The 19,628-nt window shown below is 35.8% G+C and carries 12 protein-coding genes and 1 other RNA gene; 8 read left to right on the top strand and 5 right to left on the bottom strand.

Annotated features, from left to right (window positions below):
• Positions 1–115 precede the first annotated feature (115 nt).
• From CC92_RS0108730 to CC92_RS0108720, 3 genes are all read right to left on the bottom strand, one after another.
• Positions 116–1,441, bottom strand: coding sequence for an alginate O-acetyltransferase AlgX-related protein (locus CC92_RS0108730; RefSeq protein WP_029503273.1), 1,326 nt, complete (start codon positions 1,439–1,441; stop codon positions 116–118).
• A 112-nt stretch (positions 1,442–1,553) separates the two neighbouring features.
• Entirely contained in the window at positions 1,554–2,963 is a 1,410-nt protein-coding gene (locus tag CC92_RS0108725; protein ID WP_029503274.1) for an MBOAT family O-acyltransferase, read from the bottom strand.
• Positions 2,964–3,103: 140 nt separating this feature from the next.
• Positions 3,104–3,856: an Ig-like domain-containing protein gene (locus CC92_RS0108720; protein WP_029503275.1), complete on the bottom strand. Its 753-nt coding sequence runs from the start codon at positions 3,854–3,856 to the stop codon at positions 3,104–3,106.
• A gap of 307 nt (positions 3,857–4,163) precedes the next feature.
• Between CC92_RS0108720 and CC92_RS0108715 the strand changes: the two genes are divergently transcribed.
• From CC92_RS0108715 to ssrS, 3 genes are all read left to right on the top strand, one after another.
• Positions 4,164–4,865, top strand: coding sequence for a response regulator transcription factor (locus tag CC92_RS0108715; RefSeq protein WP_029503276.1), 702 nt, complete (start codon positions 4,164–4,166; stop codon positions 4,863–4,865).
• Positions 4,862–6,406, top strand: coding sequence for a sensor histidine kinase (locus tag CC92_RS0108710; RefSeq protein WP_051650750.1), 1,545 nt, complete (start codon positions 4,862–4,864; stop codon positions 6,404–6,406). Before CC92_RS0108715 ends, CC92_RS0108710 begins: the two co-directional genes overlap by 4 nt.
• Before the next feature lie 97 nt (positions 6,407–6,503).
• A non-coding RNA gene (gene ssrS / locus CC92_RS22155) (6S RNA) lies at positions 6,504–6,683 on the top strand.
• A gap of 250 nt (positions 6,684–6,933) precedes the next feature.
• On the opposite strand, the gene CC92_RS0108705 is transcribed toward ssrS, so the two are convergent.
• A complete protein-coding gene (locus CC92_RS0108705; RefSeq protein WP_242841351.1) occupies positions 6,934–7,875 on the bottom strand; it encodes a radical SAM protein in 942 nt (313 codons plus the stop codon).
• 437 nt (positions 7,876–8,312) lie between these two features.
• Between CC92_RS0108705 and CC92_RS0108700 the strand changes: the two genes are divergently transcribed.
• The gene (locus CC92_RS0108700; protein WP_029503280.1) at positions 8,313–10,253 is read left to right on the top strand and encodes an NAD(+) synthase; all 1,941 of its coding nucleotides are present in this window, start codon (positions 8,313–8,315) and stop codon (positions 10,251–10,253) included.
• Between the two features lie 115 nt (positions 10,254–10,368).
• On the opposite strand, the gene CC92_RS0108695 is transcribed toward CC92_RS0108700, so the two are convergent.
• Complete coding sequence (locus CC92_RS0108695) at positions 10,369–10,830, bottom strand: hypothetical protein (protein WP_029503281.1); 462 nt, start codon at positions 10,828–10,830, stop codon at positions 10,369–10,371.
• 158 nt (positions 10,831–10,988) lie between these two features.
• Here CC92_RS0108695 and addB point away from each other — a divergent pair, with 158 nt between their 5' ends.
• From addB to CC92_RS0108675, 4 genes are all read left to right on the top strand, one after another.
• Positions 10,989–14,432 carry a helicase-exonuclease AddAB subunit AddB gene (gene addB, locus CC92_RS0108690; protein ID WP_051650751.1) on the top strand — a complete coding sequence of 1,148 codons (3,444 nt, stop codon included), beginning with the start codon at positions 10,989–10,991 and terminating at the stop codon, positions 14,430–14,432.
• The gene (gene addA, locus CC92_RS0108685; RefSeq protein WP_029503283.1) at positions 14,398–18,219 is read left to right on the top strand and encodes a helicase-exonuclease AddAB subunit AddA; all 3,822 of its coding nucleotides are present in this window, start codon (positions 14,398–14,400) and stop codon (positions 18,217–18,219) included. Before addB ends, addA begins: the two co-directional genes overlap by 35 nt.
• 141 nt (positions 18,220–18,360) lie before the next feature.
• Positions 18,361–18,567 (top strand): small, acid-soluble spore protein, alpha/beta type, encoded by a 207-nt coding sequence (locus CC92_RS0108680; RefSeq protein WP_029503284.1) that lies wholly within the window; start codon positions 18,361–18,363, stop codon positions 18,565–18,567.
• A gap of 49 nt (positions 18,568–18,616) precedes the next feature.
• Positions 18,617–19,552 (top strand): diacylglycerol/lipid kinase family protein, encoded by a 936-nt coding sequence (locus CC92_RS0108675; RefSeq protein WP_034218432.1) that lies wholly within the window; start codon positions 18,617–18,619, stop codon positions 19,550–19,552.
• Positions 19,553–19,628 lie beyond the last annotated feature (76 nt).

The following is a 19,628-nucleotide window of genomic DNA, read 5'->3' as shown; positions in this document are numbered from 1 at the left end:
GAGGGCTTCCCTGTTTTAAAATCAAAAAATAGTGGTAATGCGGTAGAGCTAGTAGCGAAAGTGGAATGCGATTATCCGATTTTACACTTAGTAAATACAATCTACTTTATAATTTTTATTCATAATCATAAAACCGAAATTGTCTATAATAAGTGGAACGCTTTAATGCAGAAGGGTTATACAAAATAACAACATAGTCATAAGGTATGGTTTCGTCTTTAATAAAATCCATTAAATAACTTTCAGTAAAATAACGCAAATCTATAATGTCAACCTCATGAAAGTTTAGAGCCATAAAAGAAGCAATCGGTTTACCAAAAGAATCTTGGACAAATAAAATCTTTCCTTTATGCACTTTATGATTAATGATTCGGCCGAGATCAGGGTTACCACCAAGGTAGCAGTTATCCCGATAAGCAAGAGGAGTATCTGGATTATCCATGCGTTCTGGATAGAATACGGATTCTTCAAAGGTACCATTTCGAACTAGATAGAGGGACCCATTCGCATCATATTTCATATAAGTGAGCTTGGTTTTAAATTTTGGATAAATAAAAGTAAAATCGTCAATACCAGCATACCATTTTCCAACTCTATTTGCTAAAGAACCTATAAAGGATTGCTTTAAGGTGAGTTGATTGTAATTTGCTCCATTATAAGTCTGTTTATTATATTGGAAACCATAATTTTTCTCTATATAATCAAGGAGATACTGATAAGCAAAAAAAGCAGTTTCTGTTGTCCAATGATGATCTGTGTTATAAAAAAGTTTTTTGTAATCTAAAAAGTTATTGGAGAAGACCTCTCGAAAATCTATAAAATCAATATTAAGTTTTTGTAGACCTTCTAGCAATTTATCAGCATTTTTGTTAGGATAGTCTTCTAAACCATAAGGTAACTCATTATTATCCTGGTTTACTTTGTATGGTGCTTGTACATAGAGGAGTTTTGTTCCGACTGATTTAAGATATCTATTTAGTACTGTAAAATTCTTATGAGCAATTCGCACCCCAATATCTGGATAAGTATAGGTTAACTGGCCATTATCCATTTTATAGACGGTATTGTTATCATTTGGTTCTGGTATCATACGTTTTAGTAAAAGCCGTTGTGTCAAGCCATTCCAATCAATCAAGGATAGTTTGCCAGGAATAGAATCATTGATTACAGACTCTGTTTTTGAGAATATATTGCCAAGCTTTTCTGAAAATGAGGTTTTAGTAGCAATTGTTCTATCTTCAATCACCTCATCGTTAAGCTTACCATTCTCAAAATCTTGATCCACATTTTCTATGAAAGAATTTTTAACTGAGCTTTTAATCTCCAAAATTATTTTTGGTGAGTTCATCCATAAAATAATAAAATAAAACATAATCACAAGGAGAAATAATATTGCTGTAATTAGTCTTCCAATATGCAATGAGTTTTTTTTATTGTCCATCTTAACCCCTATTCTGCTTTTCAGCGCCTTTTAATAAAGAGGGTAACTTTGTGTGCTAGTCCAAATTTTCATGTGAAAAATCTTGATTTTTCACACCAACCCCATAATAACGTTAAAAGTTGAAATAGATAAAAGGATTGTAAGCACCCTTTATAATATAGGTGAGTGATACAAAAAATAACACAATATAAAAAATAGGGGTTAGGATATAGCTGATTTTTAAATCGTGATAATGGAAACGTTTTTTCATGTATGGCAAAAGAGGCATAGAGCAAATAACTGCAAAAATTATAAAAATTAAATTATCTAGAAAATAAAATCTTGCCAGAGAATCTGTGTAACGACCACCTATTCCAAACATTGAGCCAAGATACGTACATGCTTGAGATAGATCAATAGAGCGGAACAATACCCAGCCAAGGCATACAAAGAATAAGGTATAAATGTGCCTTACGATTCTTAATCCAGAAGTTCTTTCAAAACGAGTTAATTTTTCTATAGTTATTAATAAAAAATATAAAAAACCCCAAGCAATGAAGGTCCAATTTGCTCCATGCCATACTCCGGTCAATACCCAGACAATAAACAGGTTACGTATAAGTTTCCATTTGGAATCCACCCTACTTCCACCTAGTGGGAAGTATACATAATCACGGAACCAACTACCTAAGGAGATATGCCATCTTCTCCAAAATTCCGAAATGGAAGCAGAGATATAAGGGTAATTAAAGTTTTCATCAAAATGAAAACCAAACATCTTGCCAAGTCCAATTGCCATATCGGAGTATCCAGAAAAGTCAAAAAGGATTTGAAACGAGTACGAAATTGCTCCAAGCCACGCAAATGCTGTAGACAGTTGATCATTTGGTAGTGAAAAAGCCTTATCTGCTACAATAGCGAAGTTATTGGATAATAATACTTTTTTTGATAAACCGATAATAAAACGAACACAGCCTTCAGAAAAGTCTGCTATATTCTCTTTTCTATGATTAATTTGATTCGCAATCGTTTCGTAGCGAACGATAGGACCTGCAATTAACTGAGGGAATAGGGCGATATAAAGGCCAACATTTAACGGATTTTTTTGAACTTCCCCTTGACCTCGATAAACATCAATGACATAGGAGATAGCTTGAAAAGTAAAGAATGAAATTCCGATAGGGAGTACAATATCTGGAACTGGTAGCGTTAGTGAGAAAAGTGTGTTAATATTAGTTATGGTAAATGCCAGGTATTTATATAGAAAGATGATACTAAGGTTATATAGCACGGTGATAGTAAGTAAAATTTTACTAATTACCTGATTGTTGCGATGCAAATCAATATTTAGGCCGATTGCATAATTAACAAGGATGGAGAGAAGCATAATTAATACAAACCAAGGTTCTCCCCAGGCATAGAAGAGTAGACTGACTAAAAATAAAAAAATATTTTGAGCCAACCGTTGGGAATAGAGAGTATAGTATATTATTAATACGAAGGGTAAAAATACCAGGAGAAATATACTTGAGGAAAATATCATAAAGACCTCCGAAATTTAAATCATGGCAAGGAAGAACGCGAAACGTATCTTTCTTTGCTGAGTTCCTTATCGATAGTATTCTCAAAAAAATCAAAATTATTGGAAAAAAAATAGACCATCGAAAGGATGGTCTATCTAAATTATTTTGCTGAGCCAGATGACTGATTAGAAGTAGTTTTTGCTGTTGGACTTATGGTCGCTTCTGGAGTTTTACTTGGCTCCACGAACTCATCGCCATCTTCAAATTGAATTGTGTCATCTTTTTCTACCACTGTGATGGTACATTTTGTTATTCCATTATCAACAATTGCATAAACCGTAGTAACTCCAACTCCCTTTGCAGTAACTCTACCACCAGAACTAATTGAGACAATCGAAGAATCGGCAGAGGAGAATTTTGCAGTTTCGACAGTATTATACGGAGCAATGATATACTTCAATGTAGTCTTCTGACCGAGAGCCATCTTTAACTCTGTTTTAGTAAAACGAATACTAATCGCTGGTACGCCAACATTGATATCACATTGTAAGGTTCCAATTGTCTTATTACCTTCTTTTACAGTAACGGTAACCGATGCGGTTCCTATCTCAACACCAGTAATATCGCCCTTATCATCTACAGTGACTATATTGGTATCACTGGATTTGTAAGTGATGGTTTGAGTTTCTGTAACATTGTATACTTTTAGTGAATAAGTTTTGCCTTTCACTAAATCTTTGCTTTTTACATTTAATTTTATTTCGGATTGGGTATCTTTTGAGGCAGAAGAAGTCTCTTCTGTATTTGTTTTTGCATAAGCCTCAGAGCCCTTACCGGTAAAAGGCAAAAACAATACAAAGATAAGTAGGAAACTAAGGACAAATATGCACTTTTTAAATTTGCTATAGGTCATAACATAGTCCTCCTTACTATTTTTCTTTGTGTCACATCCAAGTCTAGTATAAAAGGATATTTTGTCAGAATAATGGCAAAACGTTAAAAAATCTTAAGAATCTATGCTAAAATATTAAGATTTTATTTCGAAAAAACTCTTGTCTTATATGACTTTATTCAATATAATGTAGATATACTTGGGTTATTATGTAATAAAATACAATATAGGTAATCTCATATAAGTTTTATTATACCCTTAGTATTTGTATCATTTAATATAATTATTCATAAGATAAAGTTGTGATGTTGAGATGGAGGTGGCTTAAGTGCAACATATTCTTATTGCAGATGATAATCCAGATATTACAGATGTACTGGCAGCCTATGCGAAAAAGGAAGATTTAGTACCGGTGATTGCTGCCGATGGGGAAGAAGCAATCCGGATGTTTCGACAATACAACCCAGCCGTTGTATTATTAGATGTTATGATGCCGAAGGAAGATGGTTATGAGGTCTGCCGAAAAATCAGAGCAAAATCTGACGTACCAGTTATATTAATTACAGCCCGTGGAGAAGACTTTGAAAAGATTATGGGGCTAGACATTGGTGCTGATGATTATATAGTAAAACCTTTTAGTCCGAGTGAGGTTATGGCACGAGTCCGAGCGGTGTTACGGCGAATGACTAAGAAGGAAAAAGAACAAATTTCAGAGAATGTATTAGCCTTCTCAAACTTAGAGATTAATCTGGAGGAATATACGTTACATATCGGTGGCACTAAGATTTCTTTAACAAAAAAGGAAATCGAAACCATGTGGACTTTGGCTAGTAATCCAAATAAAGTTTTTACGAGAGATAACCTGCTTGATAGTCTATGGGGCTTTGATTATTTTGGTGACAGTCGAACTGTAGATTCCCATATAAAACGCTTGCGAGCAAAACTTGATGCGATAGATCATCCAAATTGGTCCATCAAAACGATTTGGGGTGTAGGATACAAATTTGAGATTGATGAAGATGTGCGATGAATGAGAAGAATATAGATTTAATTAGCAAAGGAATGGAAGAGGCATCTGGAACTACTCAAGATAAAATAAAAAAAAAGAGCAGATTATATAATCGCTTATTTTTTAAAGTATATGTAAATTATGCACTTATGGTTTTGCTTTTTGCTCTTGTGCTTGGAAGTGTTTTTCTTCAGCTAAGTGAAAAGGCAACAAAAAATAATACAAGGCAGCAATTATTTAGTCAAGCGAAGGCTATTGCAAAGAGGTATAATGAATTTATCATTGACAAAGACTATGAAAGCAGTTTGTCTTATATAAAGGTTCTTCTTGAAGTTGGTATTGTTGCACAGGATGTTTGGGTAGTTTCGAACCCGAACGCCAGTGCACCTATGAATCCTGATATGACAACGATGGATTTACAAGCTTTAACCAAAGAGTATCAAGAAATATATCTAGGCGCGTTTGCGGGTGAAGATACTTACCGGATTAGTTATAGTAAAACTTATGGTTTTGATGTGATTTCTGTTGGAGTTCCAGTCAAAGGTGCGAATGGTGAGGTATGTGGTGCAATCTTATTGAATGCAGAAGTAGAGCGACAAACAGAGTCAATTAGGGATACCAAATCAATGATTTACCTCAGTATGGTAGTTGCTTTAATTGTATCTTTTATCTTTGCAATTGTTTTTGCTAGGCAGCTAGTCAGACCAATCGCGAAGATGCGTCAAACAGCTTTATTGTTAGCAGAAAAAAAATATGAGTCTAAAACAGGAATTGATAGGAAAGATGAAATTGGAGATTTAGCTAGAACTATTGATTTATTAACGGATAAGTTAATGGAAAATGAGGTTGTTAGAAAGAATCTTGATCAAATGCGAATGGACTTCTTTGCTAATGTATCCCATGAGCTTAGAACACCAATTACTGTAGTACGCGCATATACGGAGGGCTTAGTTGACGGTGTAATTGAAGAGGAATCCACAAAGCAGCAATATTATCAGAAGATGCTATTAGAATGTAAAAGTATGGAGCGTTTGGTTGGAGATCTCTTAATATTAGCGAAAATGCAAAATCCTGATTTTGTCATTGAAAAAGAGCCTGTTAATTTAACTCAAGTTTTTGATGATATCTTAAAGACAGTTAGAACAATGGGGAAAGAAAAGCGCATCAGCGTATGTTTAGAGAATGATCATGACGTACAATTGATGTATGGAGATTATGACCGCTTGCGTCAGATGTTTTTAGTAATTTGTGATAATGCAATTAAATTTTCTAAGGAAGATTCAACGATATATATCACAATAACCAGAGGAGAAAAACTTCGTATTTCGATTCGAGATGAAGGTATTGGAATTGCCACAGAGGAATTGTCTAGTATATTTGATAAATTTTATAAATCAAAGTTACGTCAAAATGCAAAGGGATCTGGTCTTGGGCTTGCTATCGCACGTCAAATTGCTTTGAAACATGAAGGAACAATTGAAGTATTCAGTACCCTTTCGGTTGGTACTGAATTTGTATTCTCATTTGATTATATAACAGAGGAAGAATTGGAACAAAGGTGATAATTCGACATATAATGTAATTAATATTGGAAACCAATATTTACATTCTATTAATACTTGAAAAAGTCATAAAATTGGGATATAATAATACCAAGTTAACTACCTGGGGTGCTCGATACTCTTGTTATTTTGAACCTACAATACTTTAAAAGGGATTCCTATATTGGTAAGCGGATGTCAAGCCTCCGTTTGCAGTGGAAGGCAGAAACTTACTTGCGGTTACCCACCTAGCTTGTGCTAGGAGTCAAAATACAGGAACCGGCATTTTGGGGGTTATAAAAAAAAGATTTTTTAAGACAGCGTTTGCTGTCTTTTTTTTATTAGATAGGAAATTACAACGCAATTTCCTATCTAATAAAACTCTCCGAGAGATGCACACTCACCCTATGGATTCGGCGCGACAAAGTACCCAGTATGGATGCAGTCTTAAGGGTTAAAGACCTTAGTCTGCCCTTGAAGTGAAAAGACAGAGCCAATAGCAAGGGTGTCGTGAGTGATTGCGAAGCAAAAAGAAGCCATCCCTGGCTCTAGATTCCTTCAAAACTAAATTCAGGAATAAAACTTTCACTTGCAGTTTGACCTTCTTGCATGAACGCATTTGTAATCCCAAGCGCAATGGCATAATCGATGACATCGTTGTACTCTCTCTTTGTTACTTTTCGATTGATCTCAGGGTAATCTGTCAACCCAGTAAGAGGGGTATATTGATTCATAATACTAAGAAAGATGGTATCATGGTAGGTTTCATAAAGGTATCGTAGTATCTTCTTGGAATCTGTTCGATGTCCTGGAAGGACTAAGTGGCGAACAATGACGCCACGAACTATCCTATCCTTTTTAAAGGTAGGGGAACCAACCTGACGAACCATTTCTTTTAGCGCTTCCTTTGCAATGGTAGGATAATCTTTAGCATTCGAATAACGAAGTGCAAGGTCTTCTTCCATATATTTAAAATCAGGTAGATAGACATCGATGAACCCATCTAATAATTTAAGAGTAGAGACTTTTTCGTATCCACTGGTATTGTAAATAATCGGAAGAATAAGTCCATTTTGCTTCGCAATTTTTAGAGCATGGACAATTTGTGGTACATAGTGAGTTGGAGTTACCAGATTAATGTTCGTGGCGCCCTTTTCTTGAAGAGATAAAAAAATTTCAGAAAGATGCTCAATTGTAATTTCCTTTCCAACCGAACCATTTGCAATATTATGATTTTGGCAAAAAACACAACGAAGTGTACAACCAGTAAAAAAAACAGTACCCGAACCTTCCTTTCCTGTAATACAAGGTTCTTCCCATAGGTGAAGAGCAGCTCTTGCGCCATAGACGGTTGCTGGCATGCCACAATAGCCAGTTTTATTAAAACGATTGGCCCTACATTCTCTTGGACATAAAGTGCAATTAGATAAGAGTTCTATTAATTGATTATTCATCATATTATGATTTTTGTTTTCTATAGGTGGTAACATTAGGAATCCTCCCAGGGGTGTTAGTAACCGATATATCTTAAAACTACATCACGTCTTAAAAACTAAATAACATCAAATAATTACATAGTATCTAAAACTAAATTTTCATCCTAGAACACAGTTAGATACTTCTTGTATTATAATAATGATTTATTCTTTTGTAAATCTAAGTTATGTATACATTATTGATTTTGTATAAGCATTTGCAACATGGATCCAAAGTAAAATATCGTATATCATTTTATATATCTTAGAAGAAGAGTGTTATCACGTGTTAGTTTGTACCACTGTATCTATTTGAAATTAGGAAGGAAATGGAATGGGACTGCAAAATACATAGATAATCAAATAGGAATGTGGTATAATATCACTTAAGTTTATGTATGGCTTTTAGTATAACATAAGGATAAGTTTCGGATTAAGAAAGGACAGAGACAATGAAACACGGATTCGTGAAAGTAGCGGCTATAACACCGAATATTAAGGTTGCTGATTGTGAATATAACGTAAATGAAATAATTCATCGGATAGAAGAGGCAAGACAAAAGGGAGCAATGGTAATTTTATGTCCAGAACTCTGTGTTACTGGATATACCTGCCAAGATTTATTTTTACAAAACACTTTATTAAAGGGAGCGTTAGATGGGTTAACTAAGCTAATCGAGTATAGTAAGGATATTGATGCACTAATAGCCGTTGGACTACCTTTTCTAAAGGATGGTAATTTATTTAATGTTGCAGCAGTACTATATCAAGGAGAATTACTTGGAATGGTACCAAAACGAAATATTCCAAACTATTCTGAATTTTATGAGGCACGTCATTTTAGAAGAGGAAATGATATCGTAGAGTACGTCACAATAAATCATAAAAAAGTACCATTTGGTAGCAATCTTATCTTTTGCCATAGAGAGATTCCTAATCTAAAAGTAGGAATAGAAATCTGCGAAGATTTATGGGTACCACAGCCACCAAGTGGTGGGTTATGTGAAGCCGGTGCAACTATTATCTTAAATCTATCCGCTAGTAATGAAACTACCGGAAAAGATATTTATCGAAAAACATTGGTGAGTAATCAGTCAGCACGTTTGGTATGTGGTTATCTATATGCAAGTGCCGGAGAAGGGGAATCTACAACAGATTTGGTATTCTCAGGGCATAATATGATAGCGGAGAATGGAACGGTAATTGCGGAGTCAGAACGTTTTGTGAATGGAGTTATCGTTTCGGAAGTTGATCTTGAAAAATTAATCTCGGAGCGTAGAAGGATCTCAACCTATCTTGTGGAAGAGAAGAAAGAATATACTTATCTAGAGTATGGTTCAACCTCTGATGAAAATAATACTACTTATGATTTCGAGTTAGAGTTAACGCGTTTCATTGATAAAGCACCATTTGTACCATCCAATAAGGAAGAACGGGAAAAGCGTTGTAATGAAATTATTCATATACAAGCGTTAGGACTAAAAAAACGTATCCAGCATATTGGAGCAAAATCTGTTGTGCTTGGTATCTCAGGTGGCCTAGATTCTACTCTGGCAATTTTGGTAGCAAAAAGGGCTTTTGATATGTTAGGGCTTGATCCAAAGGGAATCATAGCGGTTACAATGCCTTGTTTTGGAACAACAGATCGAACGTATCAAAATGCTATCCTGCTGGTTAAGGAGCTGTCCGCTACATTACGTGAAATAAGAATTAATGAGGCAGTTGAACTTCATTTTAGAGATATTGGTCATAACATTAATACTCATGATTTAACGTTTGAGAATTCACAAGCGAGAGAACGTACTCAGGTTTTAATGGATATTGCAAGTCAAGTAAATGGGTTCGTTGTTGGTACTGGAGATATGTCGGAGCTTGCCTTGGGCTTTGCAACCTATAATGGGGACCATATGTCGATGTATGGCGTAAATGCATCTGTTCCAAAGACTCTGGTACGTTATCTTGTAGCGTATTTTGCAGCAGAAGCAAAGAGTGATACACTTAAAAAGGTATTAGAAGATGTTTTAGATACTCCAGTAAGTCCAGAACTTCTTCCTCCAAAAGATGGTGAGATTGCTCAAAAAACAGAGGATGTGGTGGGACCATATGAGTTACATGATTTCTTTTTGTATTATGTATTAAGGTTTGGATTTTCACCTTCGAAAATATATCGTCTTGCAGTTTATGCATTCGAGGGAGACTATTCAAAGGAAATAATTTATCGTTGGCTTATGATATTCTATCGTAGATATTTTCAGCAACAGTATAAACGTTCTTGTCTGCCGGATGGACCCAAAGTTGGTTCCGTTGCAGTATCTCCACGTGGTGATCTTCGTATGCCAAGTGATGCATCAGTTTCTTTATGGATGAAAGACTTAGAAAGTATTTCAAGATAATCATAATATAAGGATATAAAAAATGGGTTGCTGCAAACAATTGCAACAACCCGTTTTGGGGAAAGAAAGTCAGGATAAGTACTCACATATGTATTTATGCACGATAAGGAAGTTATTATTTTGTTTCTACTTGCTGATCTACTGGTGTGATAAGCGCCTTTTCCAAAGTTTGCTCTATAGCATCTAATAGGAGAGTCTGTGTGTATTTGCTATCCTCGGAGATTTGAATAGAGGCAATATCGACATCATTACATAGCTGTTTCGCAATGGAAATGATGGACGGCTCTACTAGTGGGTACAAGGTTGTAACTGCTTCATCCAGGTTGATTAATTGAACCGAGTTGATGTGATTTTTATCAACAACGACTTCTAAGTTAAGTATACTGTCATTTAGGGTAACTAATGAAGAGTAAACGCCTGGTTTATACTTAGCGCTATCTTCATTCGTCCCGGAATCCTTCTTGCCGGATTTAAACAAAGCCAGAAGTAATACGAGTAATATAATACCAAGTACTGCAAAAATTACTCCATATATAATCTGTTTCAGTTTAATTACAACTATTTTTGTATGTGACATCTGTTTTTCCTCCCAATTATGCTTTATACAGTTTATTAATCGAACAGAAAAAATATGATAAGATTAAAATAGAAACCTAATGGATAGATAATTAAATATTTTATAATTGCATCGGTATCATGATGTACCAAATAAGTAACTTGAAAGGAGGAGAGAGAATGTCACTACAATTTGTAATTGGCGGCTCCGGTGCAGGAAAAACCTATCAACTATACAAAAATGTAATAGAGAGCTCGCTAAAGGGGCCAAAAGGGAAATATCTAATATTAGTGCCAGAACAGTTTACACTCCAAACTCAAAAGGACTTGGTAACGATGCATCCGAAGAAAGGAATTCATAACATTGATATTCTTAGCTTCCTTCGTTTAGCTTATCGAATTTTTGAGGAAACGGGTGGGAATGATCGTTTGGTTCTTGAAGATACTGGGAAAAGCATGATTGTTAAAAAAGTCATGATGGAGAAGCGAAAAGACTTAATTTTATTTGGTGCTAATGTAAAGAAACAGGGATTTATTGAAGAAATGAAATCCATTATCTCAGAATTAGCTCAGTACAGTATTCATTCAGAAGAACTACAAAGAATGAAGGAAGTTGCAAATGGGAAGCCACTTCTTAATCATAAATTAACGGACATCATGACAATCTATCAAGCATATGAAGAGTTCCTTCGGGACAAATACATTAATTCAGAGGAAATCTTAGACCTTCTTTGCGATGTTATTGAGGATTCCTCCTTGGTAAATGACAGTGATATTTTTCTGGATGGATTTACGGGATTTACACCATCACAATATAAGTTACTTTCACACTTAATGAAAAAAGCAAAGTCCGTAACGATAACAATTACGATGGAAGAAAGCCAGATCAACCGTAAACAGGAGGAGCATCAATTATTTTATCTTAGTGGTAAGATGATGGAAAAACTTACGGATCTTGCGATTACGGAAAGGATTGAGATAAAACAACCAATCCTTGTTGCAAAAGAAAATGGAGGATACTCCTATCGTTTTCACAATAGTATGGCACTTTCTGCACTAGAAAAGAACATCTTTCGCTATCCTTATAAGCCCTACAGGAAAGAGCAAGAAGACGTCACAATTACAGTTGCAAAAGATCCAATGGCAGAAGCACGGCATGCAGTAATAGAAGTTACAAGATTACTTAGAGAAGAACAATACCGATATAAAGACATTGCTATCGTCTCTGGAGCCATAGAGGTTTATGGCGATATAGTAAAAAGAGAGTTAGAGCTTGCTGGAATTCCATGTTTTGTGGATCATAAGAAAAATATTTTGGCTAACCCTGTGGTGGAGTTCCTGCGTTCAGCACTTGATGTTGTAACTCATAATTTTGATTATGAAGCAGTTTTTCGCTTCTTAAAGTGCGGTTTGACGGATTTTTCAACGGATGAGATAGACCTTTTTGAAAACTATGTGATAGCATTTGGAATAAGAGGAAAATACCGCTATGAACAGGAATGGCAGAAAAAGTACCGGACTAATTATGAAATAGATTTAGAGAAAATTAATTTTGTTAGAGGCTGTATCTTAAAAGTGTTTACACCTCTTTATGAGACATTAACAGATAAGAATTCCTCTGTAAGGGAGTGTATTCTCTCTTTATATGACCTATTATGTACTTATCATATCGAAGAAAAAACAAATAGATTTATCAAGAAATTCAAGGAACATGGAGAGGAAGAAGATAAGCTAAGAGCAAAAGAGTATGAGCAAATCTATCACATGATTCTTGAGATTTTTGACCGAATGGTGGAACTACTAGGAGAGGATATCTTACCGTTAAAGGAATTTAGGGATATTCTTGATACAGGTTTTCGTGAAGCGAAGGTTGGTTTGATTCCCCCAAGTATTGATCAGATTCTTGTTGGTGATATCGAACGTACTAGATTAAAAGATATTAAAGCATTATTTTTCTTAGGAGTTAATGATGGTATTGTACCGAAAGCAAACCCTGGTGGTGGTATCTTATCTGATGCAGAACGGCAGTTATTTGCAGATCATGAAATTGAATTATCTCCTACAAAACGTCAGACCGCTTATCTGACAGAGTTTTATCTCTATCTTAATTTAACAAAGCCACAGAATAAGTTGTATCTTTATTACAGTAAATTAGATGCTTCCGGGAAGTCGATACGAGCCTCTTATTTGCTTGGAAAGATTAGCAAAATATTTCCAGAGTTAAAGATTTATGATGCAGATAGAAAATTAAGGGAAGACGAGTTACTTGGTACGGATCAGGGATTAAGCTATCTAATATCTGTCCTTCGTGACTATGAGGGGGAGCAACCGAAACTTTGGAAGGAAGTATATCATCTCTATGTGAGCGGACAAATAAAAGGACGGATATCGATAGACCGTGTCTTGCAGGGGGTATTTTATCAAAATTACGAACAAGGATTAACCAGAGAAGTTGCAAGGAAACTTTATGGTGAAACTTTGCTTGGCAGTGTAACTCGTATGGAAAAATATGCAGCATGTGCGTTTGCACATTTTCTACAGTATGGATTAAATTTAGAGGAACGTCAGGAATATAAGATTTCTATGCCTGATATAGGAAGCTTGTTTCATGAAGCATTGGAGAGGTTTGGGGAAGCATTAAAGGATCTAGGGATTGCGTGGAATGAACTACCAGATGACATTCGAATATCACTGGGAGAGCGATGTGTAAGAGAGACAGTAGAGAATTTTGGTAATGGAATACTGGAAAGCTCTAAGCGGAGTGCCTATTTGGCAACCAGGGTAGAGCGAATTTTACAGAGGACTACGAAGACTTTAACACATCAACTACAACAGGGAGTATTTGAACCTGGAAGCTACGAGCAATATTTTTCTCATGCAGATCGATATCTAAATTTAAGGGGACGTATTGACCGTGTTGACTTATATGAACAGGATGGCAAGCTCTATGTTAAAGTCATTGATTATAAGTCAGGTAGTACCTCCTTTGACTTGATGAGTTTGTATTATGGCTTACAATTACAGCTTGGCGTTTACTTAAGTGCTGCAATGGAGTTAATGAAAGAGCAGTATCCAAATCATGAGGTACATCCAGCAGGAGTATTTTACTACAATTTAGATGATCCAATTGTTACAAAGTCAAACTCTATCGAAGAGGATATTGAAAAGAAGTTGGCTATGAATGGACTTGTAAATGCATCTAAGGCTGTAGTTCCGCTACTTGATACCAGTTTTCGTGGGGAAGAGGGAGAATTGGCACCATCCACGAAATCAACGGTAATCCCGGTAGAAACTGGGAAGGATGGAACCTATACCAAGAGATCTTCCATTGCAAAAGAAGAGGATCTGAATGCTTTGATGGATTATATCAAAGATTTGATGCACCGCTTTAGTGAACAAATCATGGACGGTAAGGTTCGTCATAATCCTTATAAGGCGAAGAATCGAAATGCTTGTGCATATTGTTCTTTTCAGTCTGTTTGTGGATTTGACTGTAGGGTAAACGGGTTTTCGTATCGTAATTTAAAGACTTTAAATAAGGATGAAGTATGGAGTTTAATGAAAGAGGAGGATGAGTTTTTTGGCAAAGATGAGTTGGACACCGGAACAGCAGAAGGTAATTGATATCAGAGATTGTAATCTCTTAGTTTCTGCAGCAGCAGGCTCTGGGAAAACTGCTGTTTTGGTGGAGCGAATTATCAATCGCATTACGTCTGAAAACTCTCCGATCAATATAGATCAGTTACTCATAGTAACATTTACAAAGGCAGCAGCAGGAGAGATGAGAGAACGAATCGGTGCTGCGATTGAAAAGAAAGTATTAGAACAGCCAGACAATGTTCATCTACAAAAACAGCTGACACTTTTATATAATGCTCAAATTACAACAATTGATAGCTTTTGTTTGTCAGTAATTCGAAATCATTTTCATACGATTGATTTAGATCCTTCGTTTCGTATTGCAGAGGAAGCAGAACTAGCATTATTAAAATCTGATGTTTTAGCTACATTGTTGGAAGAAAAGTATGAGGAAGGCTCGGAGGATTTTTTAGAATTTGTGGAATGTTATTCCGCCTCAAAATCAGATGAGCCAATTGAGAATTTCATATTAAAGCTCTATCAGTTCTCTCAGAGTTATCCTTATCCGCATGAATGGTTAGAAGAGCGAGAAAAGGACTTTATGGTTGAAAGCACGGAGGATTTAAGTAAAACTAGCTGGATGTTACAACTTCTTCAATATGTTAAGATACTCCTTCGTGAGGCTTCCGATTTATGCATACGAGCGATTGAAATTACAAACTTTCCAGATGGACCTAGACCTTATCTCGATGCATTACTGTCAGATCAAGAAATGATAGAGAAACTTCTTTCCTTAAAGACATACGAAGAATATCAAGAGGAATTTCAACAGATATCCTTTGTCAGGTTATCAACCAAAAAATGGGCAGATACAACAGAAGAGAGAAAAGAAGAGGTAAAAGGACTGCGTCAGATGGTCAAAAAGATACTTTCTGATATCGCCGATGATTTCTTTTTTCAACCTGTGGGAGACATGCTTTCCGACATGATGAAAGTCCGTAAGCCTATGCTGGTGTTACTATCGTTAGCTCATGACTTCTTAAATCGAATAGAGTCTGCGAAGGAAGAGAAAAATCTTGTGGATTTTTCGGACATCGAGCATTTTGCCCTTAATATTTTAGTTACAAAAGAGGATGGAAAACTTGTCCCTACCAAAGTTGCAAGGGAGATGAGCGAGCAATTTGAAGAGATTATGATTGATGAGTATCAAGATAGTAACTACGTTCAGGAATATATCTTAAACAGTATCTCTAAGGATTTAAATGGCTGCCCGAATGTCTTTATGGTCGGCGATGTGAAACAGAGTATATATAAATTCCGTATGGCCAGACCTGAACTATTTATGGAAAAATACGAACGGTATTCGACAGAAGAAGGGTTGTACCGTCGTATTGATTTAAGTAAGAATTTCCGAAGCAGAGCAGAAGTGTTAGATAGCATTAATGGAGTCTTTGAAAAGATTATGACAAAGGGATTAGGAGGAATTGAATATACCAAAGAAGTTTCGCTTTATCCAGGAGCAGGATTCCCAGAGATAGAGATAGATATGGAAAATACATCTTCCATATCTTCGGATACAAAAACAGAACTAATTATTCTTAATCTAAAGGAAGAGGAAAATACAACATCGGAAGCCACGGATAGATTGGATTTCATGTCGTTGGATGAAGATCCCATAGAACTAAGTAAGAGAGAACTGGAAGCAAAAGCCGTCGCTATGCGTATTAAACAATTAGTGCATGGGGATAGTGGATTCTTAGTTACTAAGAGGAGCGGAGAAGAACAGAGACAAGAACGCTGCAACTACCGCGACATTGTAATTTTACTACGCACGATGTCTGGTTGGTCGGAAACCTTTACGGAAGTGTTAAAGCAAGAAGGAATCCCAGCATATTCTGATACACAGACAGGGTATTTTCAAACACTGGAAGTAAAAACGGTTTTAAACTATCTAAGAATACTTGATAATCCAAGACAGGATGCCCCGTTAACCGCTATTCTTTATTCTCCAATTGTAGGGTTAAATGCGGAACAACTATCAATGATTAGGTTGAAACATTCCAAAGGAGCGGAGAAGTTATCTGTTTATGATGCTGCAAGAGAATGTGCCAAAGACTATAAGGTTGAAGAAAAGGATATGGACCAACCAGTATGTGATGGTATTACGCAAGCAAACTGGATAAGTGAACAAGATAGCATAGAGAATATGGATTCTGTAGATTTAAAATCTACAGAAGTAGGAGTGAAGTTAAATAAGTTTTTTGCTATTTTTGATCGGCTTAGAAAAAAGGCAGTATACCTTCCGGTACATGAGATAATTTTAGAGTTATTTAAGGAAACTGGTTATGATCTTTTTGTCTTTGCTATGCCGGGGGGAGAGCAACGGAAAAACAACTTAACTAAGCTAATTCAACATGCCCTGTCTTTTGAAGAAAGTAGCTACCATGGCCTATTTCAATTTATCCGTTATATTGAAAGGTTACTAAAATTTGAAATTGATTATGGTGAAGCCGGTGGACTTTCACAAGAGGACAACGCAGTTAAAATCATGAGTATTCACAAAAGTAAAGGGTTGGAATTTCCTGTAGTAATACTTGCTGGTATGGGAAAACAATTTAATACAATGGATGCAAGAGAGAAAATTGTACTTCATGCTGATTATGGAATTGGACCGGAATGCATTGATTATCAGCTAAGAACCAAGTGTCCGACCTTATTAAAACAGGTTATTAAAAAGAATATTGTACTTGATAACCTAGGGGAAGAATTAAGAGTTTTGTATGTTGCGTTAACTAGAGCCAAAGAAAAGCTTATTATGATAGGTAGCGCAAACGATGCAAATGATTTGTTCGTGAGATGGAGACAAGATGCAACACCAGGGGTAACCCCATTACGGTTTCAAACACTGGCTTCGGCTAAAGATTACTTTTCGTTTGTTGGGCCAGTAGCTCTTAGTGACCCTAGAATTCGGGTAATCATGCTCACACCAAATGATTTATTAGAAGATGAATATGATAAACAGACGGATCTTAGGATGAAACAAGAGGAGCTAGACCCTACTAATTTTCTAGAAAGTTCGGGAGAATTCGGTGAGAATCTACCAGAAAATAACCTCTTAAGTAAACTGTCTTTCCGATATCCGTATGAAAAAGAAGCGATGTTACCAATCAAGACTACAGTAAGTGAACTAAAAAAGCTAAGTCAACAGGTAGATGAGGAATTAACAGAGATCTTCCCTCAAAGTAAGGAGGAAAGTGATGCTTTAATAGAGCCAACGATACCTAAATTTTTATCAGAGCAAAAAGAACTAAGAGGGACGGAACGTGGAAATCTGTTTCATAAAATCCTGGAGTTGGTCGATTTTTCAAAAAGTAATACCAAAGCTGAGTTAATGGATTTTACTTTACAGCTAGTAAATCGTGGGCTTATACAGGAAGAATCTATTACGAGTATCAATTATGATCGTCTTTCCGGTTTTTTTCAATCAGATCTCGCTCGTCGTATGCAGATTGCATGGCAAAAGGGATGTTTATATAGAGAACAACCATTTGTGATTGGTATTCCGGCTAGAGAAGTTAAGGAAGAATACGAAAGTGAGGACTTAGTCTTAATACAAGGTATCATCGATGTTTATTTTGAAGAAGAGGATGGAATTGTTCTAGTAGATTATAAAACAGATTCAGTAGGAGAATTCGGGGAAGAAGAACTGATAAGGCGATATCAAGAACAAATACGATATTATGAACGAGCTCTGAATCAGTTACTGGAAAAAAAGGTAAAGGAAAAGATAATCTATTCATTTTCTCTTGGTAAGGAAATTAAAGTAATATAATTCGCTATGTTTATGGCAGGCTAAAATGGATATACTCCAAAAGGATAATATTACATGAAAATTATTTGCAATTGGAGGAAAATGGAACTATTTAGGGATTGACATTTTCCCCTTGTTGCAACACAATAAGGAGTATATCATATGGGAAAAACAAGAAAACCGATTGATTTGTCCAAAGTTAAGCCAGAAGATATGATGAAGTACGAGATTGCAAAAGAACTAGGTCTCTTTGATCAAGTATTACGTGAGGGCTGGGGGTCATTATCGGCAAAAGAAACTGGCCGTATCGGTGGCATTATGACAAGAAAAAGAAAAGCTATGGAAAAGCAAATGAATCATCATGATTGATCAATCATGCTTGTTCCAAGCAAGGAAAATAGAAAGGTTGACATTGATAATGCGAAGAAAGATGTTATTTATCTATAATCCAAATGCAGGTAGAGGTAGAATACGGACGAAACTTTCACAAATCCTAGAAATATTCTTAAGAACTGATTGTGAGGTTGTGATATATCCTACCAGACAAAAAATGGATGCCAGAGAGATAGCGAAGGAATATGCGACCCAAAACGGATGTGATACCATTGTATGCTCTGGTGGAGATGGCACTTTAAATGAGGTAGTTGGAGGACTTATGGAAGTTGGTTGTTCCCTGCCGGTTGGCTACATACCTTCCGGTACAACAAATGACTTTGGGTATAGTCTAAATATTCCAAAAGACATGGAAAAAGCAGCTGAAATTATAGTGAAAGGTGCTACTTTGTTATGTGACGTCGGATCAATGAACAACTCGTATTTTACTTATACAGCAGCATTTGGACTATTTACGGATGTTTCGTACGATACTCCACAGAATTTTAAAAATGTTCTCGGTCGTATGGCATATATTTTAAGTGGTATCAGTAAACTTCACAGCGTTAAGGTTTACCATCTTCGTATCGAACATGAGGATGAGGTGGTGGAGGATGATTTTATCTATGGAATGTTAGCAAATTCAAATTCCATTGGAGGTTTTCGAGGAATTACAGGCTCACAAGTGTTATTAAATGATGGATTATTTGAATTAATCCTGATCCGTAGACCACATAATTTAGTGGAATTAAGTGGTATTGTCAATGATTTAATGCATAATGTGATTACGGGAAAACACATATATTATCATCGAGTCCATTCTGTTAAAATTAGTTCAGAGAGTGATATGCCTTGGTCGTTAGATGGGGAATACGGTGGTACTACAACAGAGGCAAATATTGTAATACATAAACAAGCCATTCCTTATATCTGTGATCGCACAGAGTTGCTCGAAGCAAAAGAAACGTTAGAAAGTCTGTAATCGTTTGTATCTTAATTAATACAAATAAACAGAATATAAATAAGACAGAATATAAATAAGACAGAATATATAAAAG

Source organism: Lachnoclostridium phytofermentans (genome assembly GCF_000733755.1).
In the GTDB taxonomy this organism is placed as follows: domain Bacteria; phylum Bacillota; class Clostridia; order Lachnospirales; family Lachnospiraceae; genus Lachnoclostridium; species Lachnoclostridium phytofermentans_A.
The sequence above is the reverse complement of the archived record's forward strand: the minus strand, read 5'-3'. Positions and strand labels throughout refer to the sequence as shown.